This window comes from Neisseria sp. HMSC074B07 (assembly GCF_001810355.1).
In the GTDB taxonomy this organism is placed as follows: Bacteria; Pseudomonadota; Gammaproteobacteria; order Burkholderiales; family Neisseriaceae; genus Neisseria.
The window spans coordinates 4,493-17,024 of record NZ_KV800971.1 but is presented as its reverse complement, the minus strand read 5'-3'; the positions used below and the strand labels follow the sequence as shown (position 1 = coordinate 17,024).

Annotated in this window: 10 protein-coding genes and 1 pseudogene; 2 read left to right on the top strand and 9 right to left on the bottom strand. The window is 52.0% G+C overall.

The genetic code is table 11. The annotated features are described in order from the left end of the window. Nucleotides 1–208, top strand: a pseudogene (locus tag HMPREF2726_RS13355) (hypothetical protein); the annotation flags it as partial. Here the strand turns inward: HMPREF2726_RS13355 and HMPREF2726_RS10370 are convergent. Both HMPREF2726_RS10370 and prpF read right to left on the bottom strand, forming a co-directional pair. Beyond that, a complete protein-coding gene (locus HMPREF2726_RS10370; RefSeq protein ID WP_070603312.1) occupies nt 205–1,416 on the bottom strand; it encodes an acetate kinase in 1,212 nt (403 codons plus the stop codon). The pseudogene HMPREF2726_RS13355 and the gene HMPREF2726_RS10370 overlap by 4 nt on opposite strands. 125 nt (nt 1,417–1,541) lie before the next feature. Then, the gene (gene prpF / locus HMPREF2726_RS10365; RefSeq protein ID WP_070603311.1) at nt 1,542–2,711 is read right to left on the bottom strand and encodes a 2-methylaconitate cis-trans isomerase PrpF; all 1,170 of its coding nucleotides are present in this window, start codon (nt 2,709–2,711) and stop codon (nt 1,542–1,544) included. 195 nt (nt 2,712–2,906) lie between these two features. Between prpF and HMPREF2726_RS10360 the strand changes: the two genes are divergently transcribed. After that, nucleotides 2,907–3,455 carry an REP-associated tyrosine transposase gene (locus tag HMPREF2726_RS10360; RefSeq protein WP_009312728.1) on the top strand — a complete coding sequence of 183 codons (549 nt, stop codon included), beginning with the start codon at nt 2,907–2,909 and terminating at the stop codon, nt 3,453–3,455. Nucleotides 3,456–3,779: 324 nt separating this feature from the next. Here the strand turns inward: HMPREF2726_RS10360 and acnD are convergent, their stop codons facing one another. The 7 genes from acnD to HMPREF2726_RS14480 form a co-directional block, all read right to left on the bottom strand. Next, the gene (gene acnD, locus HMPREF2726_RS10355; RefSeq protein ID WP_070603309.1) at nt 3,780–6,389 is read right to left on the bottom strand and encodes a Fe/S-dependent 2-methylisocitrate dehydratase AcnD; all 2,610 of its coding nucleotides are present in this window, start codon (nt 6,387–6,389) and stop codon (nt 3,780–3,782) included. A 92-nt stretch (nt 6,390–6,481) separates the two neighbouring features. Continuing rightward, nucleotides 6,482–7,393, bottom strand: a complete 912-nt coding sequence (locus HMPREF2726_RS10350) for a DMT family transporter (RefSeq protein WP_070603307.1) — start codon at nt 7,391–7,393, stop codon at nt 6,482–6,484. A 48-nt stretch (nt 7,394–7,441) separates the two neighbouring features. Further along, the gene (locus HMPREF2726_RS10345) at nt 7,442–8,647 is read right to left on the bottom strand and encodes a DUF819 family protein (protein WP_070603305.1); all 1,206 of its coding nucleotides are present in this window, start codon (nt 8,645–8,647) and stop codon (nt 7,442–7,444) included. A 33-nt stretch (nt 8,648–8,680) separates the two neighbouring features. Beyond that, complete coding sequence (locus HMPREF2726_RS10340; protein ID WP_070603303.1) at nt 8,681–9,403, bottom strand: M15 family metallopeptidase; 723 nt, start codon at nt 9,401–9,403, stop codon at nt 8,681–8,683. A gap of 88 nt (nt 9,404–9,491) precedes the next feature. Then, nucleotides 9,492–10,646, bottom strand: coding sequence for a bifunctional 2-methylcitrate synthase/citrate synthase (gene prpC, locus HMPREF2726_RS10335; protein ID WP_070603301.1), 1,155 nt, complete (start codon nt 10,644–10,646; stop codon nt 9,492–9,494). Between the two features lie 80 nt (nt 10,647–10,726). Continuing rightward, the gene (gene prpB, locus HMPREF2726_RS10330; RefSeq protein WP_003779818.1) at nt 10,727–11,602 is read right to left on the bottom strand and encodes a methylisocitrate lyase; all 876 of its coding nucleotides are present in this window, start codon (nt 11,600–11,602) and stop codon (nt 10,727–10,729) included. Nucleotides 11,603–12,352: 750 nt separating this feature from the next. After that, nucleotides 12,353–12,532 (bottom strand): hypothetical protein (locus HMPREF2726_RS14480; protein ID WP_210399697.1); only part of this gene is annotated, 180 nt, incomplete at its 5' end.

Here is a 12,532-nt window from a genome sequence, read left to right as displayed (position 1 = left end):
CCCGTCCGGCGGGAGAGGGCTGGGGAGAGGGTGGCTCTATGAACCACACGAATTTGATTTCCCCAAACCACAAAACCACCCCCATCCTAGCCTTCCCCCGCCGGACGGGGGAAGGAACAGGATTGCTGATACGGCAAAGAGGTCGTCTGAAACCCATCTTTCAGACGACCTCTTTTCTCTTTCAAAAATGCTCTGCCTCAACCCCTAGCCTGCTTCTTGCAAAAAGCCTGCCAGTGCGGCGGTATCGAGTGCGATCATCAGCTCTTCGTTAGTCGGCACCACCAAAACGGCGGGGGTAGAACCTGTCGGGCTGATAATGCCTGAGTTGCCATAGCGTTTTTCCATATTGGCTTTGGTGTCGATGTGCAGACCCAAATAGTCGAGGTAGGCGACGGTTTTGGCACGGATGTTGCGGGAGTTTTCGCCGATGCCGCCGGTGAAGACGAGGGCGTCTATGCCGCCGCAGGCGACCGACATGGAGGCGATGTATTTGGCAAGGCGGTAGGTCATGACTTCGAGGGCGAGGCGTGCGCCTTCGTGGCCTTCGTCGGCGGCGATTTCGAGGGTGCGGCAGTCGTTGGAGAGTTCGGAGATGCCGAGCAATCCTGATTTTTTGTTCAGCATTTCATCGACTTGCTCGATGTTCATGCCGGCGTGGGCGGTCAGGTAGCTGTACACGCCGGGGTCGATGTCGCCGCAGCGGGTGCCCATGACGAGGCCTTCGATGGGGGTGAAGCCCATGCTGGTATCGACGGATTTGCCGTTTCGGATGGCGGTGATGGACGCGCCGTTGCCGAGGTGGGCGACGATCATGCGCAGGTCTTCCAGCGGTTTGCCTAGAATCCGCGCTGCTTCGGGGGCGACATAGCGCATGCTGGTGCCATGGAAGCCGTAGCGGCGGAAGGCGTATTTTTTGCGCAATTCGCGCGGCACGGCGTAGGTGTAGGCGCGTTCGGGCATGGTTTGGTGGAACGAGGTGTCCATCACGCCGACGTTGGGCAGGCCGGGGAAGTGTTCCTGCGCGGCGAGGATGCCGCTGATGTTGGCGGGGTTGTGCAGCGGGGCGAGCGGGATGCAGGCTTTCAACTCGTCGAGGACGTCTTGGTCGATGAGGACGGACTCGTGATATTTTTCGCCGCCGTGGGCGATGCGGTGGCCGATGGCTTTGATGCGGTCGTGCAGACCGTGTTTTTCGAGTTCGTTCAACAGCATACCCACCGCGCCGGCGTGGCAGTTGCGGCCGGTCAGGGGAACTTGGCGTTTGTTGCCGTCTTTGTTGAAGGTGATGACGGCTTCGGGCGTGGTCAGGCGTTCGCCGAGGCAGCTCAGGACGACGCTGCCGCTTTTGCGGTCGATAACGGCGCCTTTGAGCGAGGAACTGCCGCAGTTCAGGACGAGGATGAGTTGGTCGGACATGATGTTTCTCCTTGTAGTTTGTGGTTGTTTTTTTGGTGTGGGTCGTCTGAAAAAGGATGGGCGTCGGGCGGGGTGTGTTTCAGACGGCCTTTTGGGTTTTGCGGGCAAACCCACGCTACGTCGATTTAAAAACAATCCTCAGGCACCCTGACCCGCCCTTCCATAATCACGCGCGCGCTGCGGCTCATGACGGCTTTTTTCACTGCCCAGATGCCGTCCGAACACTCTGCCGCCGCACCGACGCGCAATGTGCCGGAAGGATGGCCGAAGCGCACTTCGTTGCGCGTTCCGCCGCCTGCGGCGAGGTTGACCAGCGTGCCGGGCACGGCGGCGGCAGCGGCGATGGCGACCGAGGCGGTGCCCATCATGGCATGGTGCAGTTTGCCCATGCTCAGGGCGCGTACCAGCAGATCGATGTCGGCAGCGTTCACGGTTTTGCCGCTGGAGGCGGTGTAATCGGTGGCGGGGGCGACGAAGGCGACTTTCGGCGTGTGCGCGCGGGCGGCGGCTTCGGACACGTCGTTAATCAAGCCCATTTTCAGCGCACCGTAAGCGCGGATTTTCTCAAATTTTTCCAGCGCAGCGGCATCATTGTTAATGTCGTCCTGCAACTCTTTGCCCGTGTAGCCCAAGTCGGCGGCGTTCAGGAAAACGGTCGGAATGCCCGCGTTGATGAGCGTAGCTTTCAGACGACCTATGTCCGGAACGTCCAGCTCGTCCACCAGATTGCCGGTCGGAAACATACTGCCTTCGCCGTCGGCGGGATCGAGGAATTCGATTTGCACTTCGGCGGCGGGAAAGGTAACGCCGTCGAGCTCGAAATCCCCCGTTTCCAAGACTTCGCCGTTTTGCATCGGAACATGGGCGATGATGGTTTTGCCGATGTTTTTCTGCCAGATTTTCACCGTGCAGATGCCGTCTGAAGGGATTTTGCCTTTATCGACCAAGCCCTGCTCGATGGCGAACGCACCCACGGCGGCGGTGAGGTTGCCACAGTTGCCGCTCCAATCGACGAAAGGCTTGTCGATGGAAACTTGCCCGAAAAGGTAATCCACGTCGTGGTCGGCGCGTTCGGACTTGTCCAAAATCACCGCCTTGCTGGTCGACGAGCTGGCGTTACCCAAACCGTCTATCTGCTTGCCGTAGGGGTCGGGACTGCCGAGTACGCGCAACAGGATTTTGTCGCGCGCGCTGCCCGCTTCCCGCGCCGCTTCGGGCAGGTCGGAACGTTTGAAAAACACGCCTTTGGATGTGCCGCCGCGGTAGTAAACGGCGGGGATTTTGATTTGCGGCATTTTTGGGTTCTCCTTATGTAGCGTGGGCTCTGCCCACGATTTTTTACCGTATCAATTTAGCCTTTATTTCGTGGGCAAAGACCACTACACCAACTGCCCTCGAAACCATTTACCTTCAAAATTCGGATTTCTTACAGGCAAAATCTGTACCGCATTGTTAAAATATACCGATTAATTATTTCATCAAGGATTGTTATGGCTGATTTCCGCCGCGTACACGACGGACAATGTTATTTCTTTACCGTAGTTTCCTATCGCCGCCGTCCCATATTGTGCGATCCGCCTGTCAGGCGATCCTTACGGCAGGCCGTATTGGATGTCCGGCAGGATTTTGATTTCAACATCGACGCATGGGTTTTGCTGCCCGACCATATGCACGCGATTTGGACGCTTCCCGAAGGCGATTGCGATTACAGTCGGCGTTGGGCTTTAATTAAACGCAAGGTCTCGCAAGACTGCGGTTTCCTATATCCTTGGCATCATGCGGCAGAGGTTCAAAAACGGCGAAACGAATCGTTTATTTGGCAGCGGCGTTTTTGGGAACACTGCATCCGCGACGAATCGGATTACCAAAAACATATGGATTACATTCATTTCAACCCCGTTAAGCACGGTTTGACCGCATCTGTCTCGGATTGGCAGTATTCCACCTTCCACCGCCATGTTCGGAATGGTATGTATCCTGCCGATTGGGGAGGGGTTGCCGATGCCGATAATCAGGACATGGATTTCGGTGAACCTTAATCTGTTTCCTATTTAAATTTCGCGGGTTGTTTCGTTTTATTTCGTGGGCAGAGCCCACGCTACATCTGCTTTTCAGACGGCCTGTATTTCGCGGGCAGAGCCCACGCTACGTCTTGTTTTTAGACGGCCTGCATGTAGCGTGGACTTCGTCCGCGAAGATTCTTGGTTGCAACATCTACCCTGTTTCGTGGGCAGAGCCCACGCTACGTCTGCTTTTCAGACGACCTGCATGTAGCGTGGACTTCGTCCGCGAAGATTCTTGGTTGCAACATCTACCCTATTTCGTGGGCAAAGCCCACGCTACTTCTGCTTTTCAGACGACCTCTAAGCCGCGTTCCCTTCCAAAAAATCCTGTGCAAATCGTTGCAGCACGCCGCCGGCTTCGTACACCAGCACTTCCTCTGCGGTATCGAGGCGGCAGGTAACGGGGACTTCGACGGTTTCGCCGTTTTTGCGGTGGATGACGAGGGTCAGGTCGCCGCGCGGTTTGCGTTCGCCGACCACGTCGTAGGTTTCCGTGCCGTCCAGTTGCAGGGTGTGGCGGTTGGTGCCAGGTTTGAATTGCAGCGGCAAGACGCCCATGCCGATGAGGTTGGTGCGGTGGATGCGCTCGAAACCTTCGGCGGCGATGGCTTCCACACCCGCCAGCCGCACGCCCTTCGCCGCCCAGTCGCGGCTGGAGCCTTGTCCGTAGTCCGCGCCGGCGATGATGATGAGCGGCTGTTTGCGGTTCATGTAGGTTTCGATGGCTTCCCACATGCGCATGGTTTCGCCTTCGGGTTCGACGCGGGCGAGCGAGCCTTGGCGCACGCTGCCGTCTTCGTTTTTCACCATTTCGTTAAACAATTTGGGATTGGCGAAAGTCGCGCGTTGGGCGGTGAGGTGGTCGCCGCGGTGGGTGGCGTAGGAATTGAAGTCTTCTTCGGGCAAACCCATTTTCGCCAAGTATTCGCCTGCCGCACTCGCCGCCAGAATCGCGTTGGAAGGCGAAATGTGGTCGGTAGTGATGTTGTCGGGCAGAATCGCAAGGGGGCGCATTCCCGTCAGGCTGCGTTCGCCTGCCAGCGCGCCTTCCCAATAGGGCGGACGGCGGATGTAGGTGGACATCGGGCGCCAGTCGTACAGCGGACTTGGGGCTTTTTGCGCCTTGCCGGTGTCGAACATCGGTACATACACGTCGCGGAATTGCTGCGGTTTCACATATTCGGCAACGACGGCATCGATTTCTTCGTCGGTCGGCCAGATGTCTTTCAGGCGGATTTCCTTGCCGTCGTCTGAAACGCCGAGTACGTCGTTTTCAATATCGAAACGGATGCTGCCTGCGACGGCGTAGGCCACCACCAGCGGCGGGCTGGCTAAAAACGCCTGTTTCGCATACGGGTGGATGCGGCCGTCGAAGTTGCGGTTGCCCGACAGTACGGCGGTGGCGTACAAATCGCGGTCTATGATTTCCTGCTGGATTTTCGGGTCGAGCGCGCCGCTCATGCCGTTGCAGGTGGTGCAGGCGAAGGCGACGATGCCGAAGCCGAGTTTTTCCATTTCGGACAACAGACCCGCTTCTTTCAAATAGATTTCCGCCACTTTCGAGCCGGGGGCGAACGAGGTTTTGACCCACGGTTTGCGTTTCAGCCCGAAGCGGTTGGCGTTGCGCGCCAAGAGCGCGGCGGCAACGACGTTGCGCGGGTTGGAAGTGTTGGTGCAACTGGTAATCGCGGCGATGATGACCGCGCCGTCGGGCATGAGGCCGTCTGAAGGCTCTTCGTAAGGCTTCACCAGCCCTTTCGCCGCCAAATCGGCGGTGGCAAAACGCGCGTGCGGGTTGCTCGGACCTGCCATATTGCGCGTTACGCTGCTCAAATCAAATTTCAACACGCGCGGATAAACGGCGGTTTTCAGGTCGTCCGCCCACAGCCCTACGGTTTTGGCGTAGGTTTCCACCAATTTCACCTGCGCGTCGTCGCGTCCGGTCAGTTTCAAATAATCAATGGTTTGCTCGTCGATGGCGAACATCGCGGCAGTCGCGCCGAACTCCGGCGTCATGTTGGAAATAGTCGCGCGGTCGCCGATGGACAGGCTTCTCGCGCCCTCGCCGAAAAATTCGACAAACGCCCCGACCACGCGCTCTTTGCGCAGAAACTCGGTCAGCGCCAACACAATATCCGTCGCCGTAATCCCCGCCTGCCGTTTGCCCGTCAACTCCACGCCGACAATATCGGGCAGGCGCATCATGGACGCGCGCCCCAGCATCACCGTTTCCGCTTCCAATCCGCCCACGCCCACGGAAATCACGCCCAGCGCGTCAACGTGCGGCGTGTGCGAGTCCGTGCCGACGCAGGTATCGGGGAACGCCACGCCGTTTTTGACTTGGACGACGGGCGACATTTTTTCCAGATTGATTTGGTGCATGATGCCGTTGCCCGCCGGGATCACGTCCACATTTTCAAAAGCGGTTTTCGTCCAGTTGATAAAGTGGAAACGGTCTTCGTTGCGGCGGTCTTCGATTTCGCGGTTTTTGCGGAACGCATCGGGGTCGTAGCCGCCGCATTCCACCGCCAGCGAGTGGTCGACGATAAGCTGCGTCTGCACCACCGGATTCACTTTGGCAGGGTCGCCGCCCTTCTCTGCAATCGCATCGCGCAAGCCCGCCAAATCCACCAGCGCGGTCTGCCCCAGAATATCGTGGCACACCACCCGCGCGGGATACCACGGAAAATCGATTTCCTGCTTGCCTTCTATCAACTGGCCCAGCCAGCTTTGCAGCGTCGGCAAATCGACTTTGTCCGCGCGGTTGACCAAGTTCTCCGCCAAAATGCGGCTCGTGTAAGGCAGTTTGTCGTAAGAGCCGGCTTGAATGTCCTCACACGCCGCACGCGCGTCGTAGTATTCCAAATCCGTACCGGGCAGCGGTTTGCGGTAACGTTGGTTGGCAGCCATGTTCAGTTCTCCTGTGGATCTATTTTTCTTGTGGTTTGGGGTTTCAGACGACGTTTTTTGAAGGGGTCGTCTGAAATCTTGGGAAATAAAAACTATTCAACTCGCTTCAACAATGGTCTATACAATCCATTGATAGACACAATACCGGCAATAATCAGAATAGCGCCGACAAAGAAGCGTCCTTCCGGTATTTCATTCAAAAACATCCAAGCCAGTACGGCGGCAAATAATGGCTCGGCCAATTCAGTTACCTGCACCTTCGCGGCACTCAAATAATCCAATGCTTTAGTTGTACAATAAAATCCTAAAATCGTCGGCAATAAAGACAGTGCCAAGAGTGGCGGAATAAAAGACCATTGCCAATGTATATCCCCAATACCTTCCAATGAAGGGATAAACAAAAAAATACTTCCAAAAAACATCAAGATCCGTGTCAAATAAATACCGCCGTTTAAGCCGAATTTTTTAATCAAAACGGAAAAACAACCGTAACCCGAGCCCGCCAGTGCGGCATTCAGAATCAACCCTAAATTTCCTTCTCCAGTCCAAGAAATCACCGCGATCCCCGATACTGCCAAACCCACACCGACGACTGAAGAAATATAAATACGTTCGTCTAATAGTATGCTGTCCAATATCAAGGCAGATACGGCAGCCGATGCCATTAATACAACTACTACATTCGCAGCATTACCGTATTGATAAGCGGTGGTTTCAAAGAAAAACAAAGTGTAAATTCCGAAAAAAGCACAAATTGCGACTTTTAACAGCAACGGCAAGATTGCCTCTTTCTTTTTTGAAATATCCGCAATCTGTCTGGTAAAACCGGTACGGCAAAGCAAAATGCTGATAAACACAAAACCTGTCAAAGTTTTCAAAAATGCAATATGCTGAACAGACAAGCCCTGTTCCATTAATACCTTACTGAATATACCGATAGTTGCATTCAGAAGGGCTGCAGAAACTGCCAAAAATATTCCCATCAGTAAATCAGGCAGCTTCATATTTACTCCATAATACTTTGCACATAGGTGCATTATTGTTTTTAGCCTTCAGCTCAATAGGGCATATACAAACGAACCTATATAGTTACCGATAATGTAGCCGACAGTACCAATTAATAAAATTGCACCGACTAAATCGCGCCACCCTTTACTGATAGCTAAAGCTGCCGCAGTAGTCGGCCCGCCTATGTTGGCATTACAAGCCAATACAATTTCTTCAATACTAAATTTGAACAGCTTGCCGAAAACCAACGTCAGTATCAAATTCAATACCGCAATAATCAAAGTAAAAACAAAGAGTAATGGTGCTGTTTTGATAATCAACGGTATAGAGGCAGGAATACCGATTACAACAAAGAACAAATAAATACAATACGTTCCCAATTCTTGACTGCCGTCCAGTTTTTGAATGCCTTTGCGGAAAAATAAGACGGCTGCCAATGTAAATGTCGTCAACAACAGGTATTTATCGCTGATTAAATCTGCCAACATTCTTAAGGCGACACCATCAACGTCTGCAAAACGGCTTTGCAAAAAACCAGATAATGAAAATGAAACTGCCACCAACAAAATCGATGCGCCCAAAGATAAAGCTATGCTCTGCAAAGAGATCGACTTAGGTTTCCAATACTCAGCAGCCTTGTTAACACTCGGATCATGATATTCCTGCTCCAATTTATCCTGATATGGACTTCCCCAAACTTTTCTGACCCAATGTGCAGAAGAAATACCAATCAAAATAAAAAAGTAACAAGCCATCATCAAATTATCAGCAACAATGGTTGCTGCAATCACATCTTTAGCAGGGTTAAGCTTGGCCGACATGGCTGCAAAATTGACACCACCTCCTGTATAAGACGCTGAAATCATGCCAGCTACCTTATCTAACTCAGGAATATAGTCTTTCAATAGTGCAAATGAGATAAGTGTTCCAATGACTGTCCCGAGCGAACTAATAAGGAAAATAAACAGCATACGTCCACTTTCCTTAAAAAGTGCATGAAGATCTAATTGGAACAATAACAACGGAATAGCGAGCGGTACAATATAAGACCATACAGCATCAAATACTGGAGCATCCGTGGGAATAATACACAAATTGGAAGCAATCAATGCAATCAATAATGCTAATACTGCACCAGGGACTTTCCCGGCCAAGCGGCTATTCTGCTCCATAAAAATTGCGGCAGCGGCAGCCAACATAACAAAAGCCCACAGCAACAAATGATTATCTGCTGAAATTAAAGTTTGCATTTTTCCTCCCAATTTTTATTTTCAATAATGTAATTAAGTATCCTGCCCTTCTACTGCACCAAAAATTGCGCTACTTTGCTCAGTAAAATAAGCCCAATTTTGATTGCCATAATCAAAATGCCACCATTCTGTCGGCAGATTACTAAATCCTGCCTCTTTCATCGTATGAATCAAAATCCGGCGTAAATTACGCGCAGATGAGAAATGCCTACCTTCCTTTTCTAAAGCATCGCTATAGGATAAATGTCCTGTCGCATCAAATTCACTTCCCATATTCAAACTTTTACCACTTCTTATCTCAAATAATCCAACATCAACAGATCCTCCGGTCAAATGAGGAAGAGGCATTCCTGCCCGATCCGGATCGGCTGCAAAACAGTCCAATGTTTTTCTGACTTGAGCCTCATCATATTCAGGATGGCGTTTTTCAATTTCGTACTTCATATTCTCTCGCAATGCCCTTTGCACTGCGATAGGGCGCCAGCCATCGAAAACTTCCAAGCCATACGTTTCCGGTAATAAAGAGGTAACCTGAACCAGCTTATCAGCAACACTTCTACGCAATAAAATAGTCTTTATTGCTCCCTTAATACCCTGAGAAAAATAAACAGGTAGGGCACGAATGCGCCCGGTATTACCAACACTAACCAACGGCTCCCCACATTCAGAAATAGGTATTTCCTGTATTTTCTGCCAAACTAATTCTTTGGTATTTTGTACAGGAATATCCAAATAAACCCCTTTGTCACTATGCATCAAAATTTCCGTCTTAATAAAATATGCTGTTGAATTTATAAAGACCTCTTTTTCAGACGACCTTTAAAACAAGGTCGTCTGAAAATCCTCAGCGTGCCTCCATTTCCACAAACGCCAAATCTTCAGGGCCGGTGTAGTTCGCGCTCGGACGGATGATTTTGCCGTCTTTGCGCTGTTCGAGGACGTGTGCCGCCCAGCCGGTGGAGCGCGAAATTACAAACAGCGGCGTGAACATGGCGGTTGGCACGCCGAGTTTTTGGTAGGACACGGCGGAGAACCAGTCCAAGTTCGGGAACATTTTTTTCTCTTCCCACATCACGCTCTCCAAGCGTTCGGCGATGTCGAAGAGGCGCATGTCGCCCGCTTCCCGGCTCAAACCGCGCGCCACTTCCTTAATCACGACGTTGCGCGGGTCGGAAATGGTGTAAACCGGATGGCCGAACCCGATAACAATTTCTTTGCGGGCGATGCGTTCGCGGATGTCGGCTTCGGCTTCGTCGGCGTTGCGGTAACGTTTTTGGATGTCGTAGGCGACTTCGTTCGCGCCGCCGTGTTTCGGGCCTTTGAGCGCACCGATGGCGCCGGTGATGCAGGAATACATGTCCGAACCCGTACCGGCAATCACGCGGGCGGTGAAGGTGGAGGCGTTGAACTCGTGTTCCGCATACAGAATCAGCGAAACGTGCATGGCTTTCACCTGCGATTCGGTTGGGCGTTTGCCGTGCAACAGGTGCAGGAAGTGACCGCCGATGGTGTCTTCTTTGCTTTCGACGTCGATGCGTTTGCCGTTGTGCGAATATTGATACCAGTAGAGCAGGATGCTGCCGAGGCTGGCGATGAGTTTGTCCGCAATGTCGCGCGCTTCGCTTTCGGGGTGGCTTTCGCGTTCGGGATGAACACAGCCGAGCATGGACACGCCGGTACGCATGACGTCCATCGGATGCGTGTGCGCAGGCAGGCTTTCCAACACTTTAATCACGCGGATAGGCAGGCCGCGCATGGATTTGAGTTTAGCTTTGTAGGCGGCGAGTTCGAATTTGTTGGGCAGATGACCGTGAATCAGCAGGTAGGCGACTTCTTCGAACTCGCATTTCTGCGCCAGATCGAGAATGTCGTAACCGCGGTAGCTCAAATCGTTGCCGGTGCGGCCGACGGTACACAGCGCGGTATTGCCCGCCGCCACGCCGGAGAGGGCAACGGATTTTTTCGGTTTGAAGGTCGGGGTTTCGGGAGTTGCAGTCATGGTATTTCTCCTTTGTGTTTTTATGGGTTTTGGGTTTTCAGACGACCTATTCAAGGTTGTGGGTCGTCTGAAAACGGTTTTTACTTCTGAAACAATTTATCCAGCTTCTGCTCGAAGTCGTGATAATTCAAATGCTCGTAAAGCTCGGCGCGGGTCTGCATGGTATCGACCACCGCCGCCTGCGTGCCGTCGCGCATAATCGCCTCATAAACATTCAGCGCGGCCTTGCTCGCGGCGCGGAACGACGACAGCGGATACAGCACCAGCGACACGCCGTTGTCCGCCAGCTCGCGCTGCGTATAAAGCGGCGTCGCGCCGAATTCGGTAATGTTCGCCAACACGGGCACTTTCACCGCATCCGCAAATTGCCGGTACATCGCCAAATCGGTCATCGCTTCGGGGAAAATCATGTCCGCACCCGCTTCCACGCAAGCCTGCGCCCGCTCGATGGCGGCATCCAAACCTTCCACCGCCAGCGCGTCCGTCCGCGCCATAATCACAAAATTCTCATCCACGCGCGCATCGACGGCGGCTTTAATGCGGTCTACCATTTCATCTTTAGAAACAATGGCCTTGTTCGGACGATGCCCGCAACGCTTCTGCGCCACTTGGTCTTCGATATGCACCGCCGCCACGCCCGCACGCTCGAAGTTGCGAATCGTGCGCGCGATATTGAACGCCCCGCCCCAACCGACATCGATGTCCACCAGCAAAGGCGTATCCACATTGTCCGTAATCCGCCGCGCATCAATCAGCACATCCTCCATCGTGGTGATGCCCAAATCCGGAATCCCGCACGAACAGGCCGCCACGCCGCCGCCCGACAGATACACCGCCTTAAACCCGCTCTGCGTCGCCAGCCGCGCAAAATAAGCGTTCACACAGCCGACCACGGCAAGAGGGTTCGACTCCTTCACCGCTTGGCGGAAACGTGTGCCGGCAGAAAGTTGGCTCATGATATTTCTCCTTTGTAGATTAGATTTTTTTCAGTATCGACTCAGCGGCCCGGTTTCCGCAAAACCTGAAACGAACCGTTCAAAAAGAAACAATGGTTTCAAAACCATTTTCAGACGACCTTTCAAAACCCAAATCCATCAGGCCGTCTAAAAAATCAAAATCAATAAAAACAATCAGTTAACAAATTCAATACAAACAATTCGGCTGAAGCGAAGGTATATGAAATTTTTAATAATTTTTAAATTCGGAAAGGAAATAAAGCTGGAAAGACAGAATTTTCAAAACCCAAACCGTCCGCAGAAATGCGGAAACCCCGATTCGGGCGAAGAGCCGTCAGACCGCCGCGACTGCCCAAAAGCAGACGACGACGGATGCGGCAGAGATAGAAGACAATCTATAACAAGACGGAGAAGTTTGATACAGATTCATGATAGGGTTCCTTTGTAGTGCTATGTAGTTTTTATAAGTATGGACAAATTTAAAAAATAATTTTCAGGCTGTCAAATACTTTTTCTAAAATATTTTTAAAAAATTCAATCATTAATAAACAATACTTCATAAATAAACCCAAAATCCCCGCTTCAAAACAACTAAAATCCTTATCCAATAGAGCTTGCATCTTTCCAAACCAATCAGAACAATTTTAAACAATCCATTTCAAAAACAAATATAATTAATTCATTTATCAGGAATTTTTATTCAAACAAGAAAATAAGCATCCAAATCGCCCAAACCGCCCTATTTTCCACCTACTCCCTTTTCAGACGACCCGAACCAGAACAACACTCTGATTTAAAAACAACAATAACAATATTTAAAAATGTAGTCTTATGTAGTTTTAAGTATGAAAAGGTCGTCTGAAACCCATCACCCCATGATTTCAGACGACCTCGCCCCAGCCGCGCCGTGCGCCGCATCGAAAACATCCG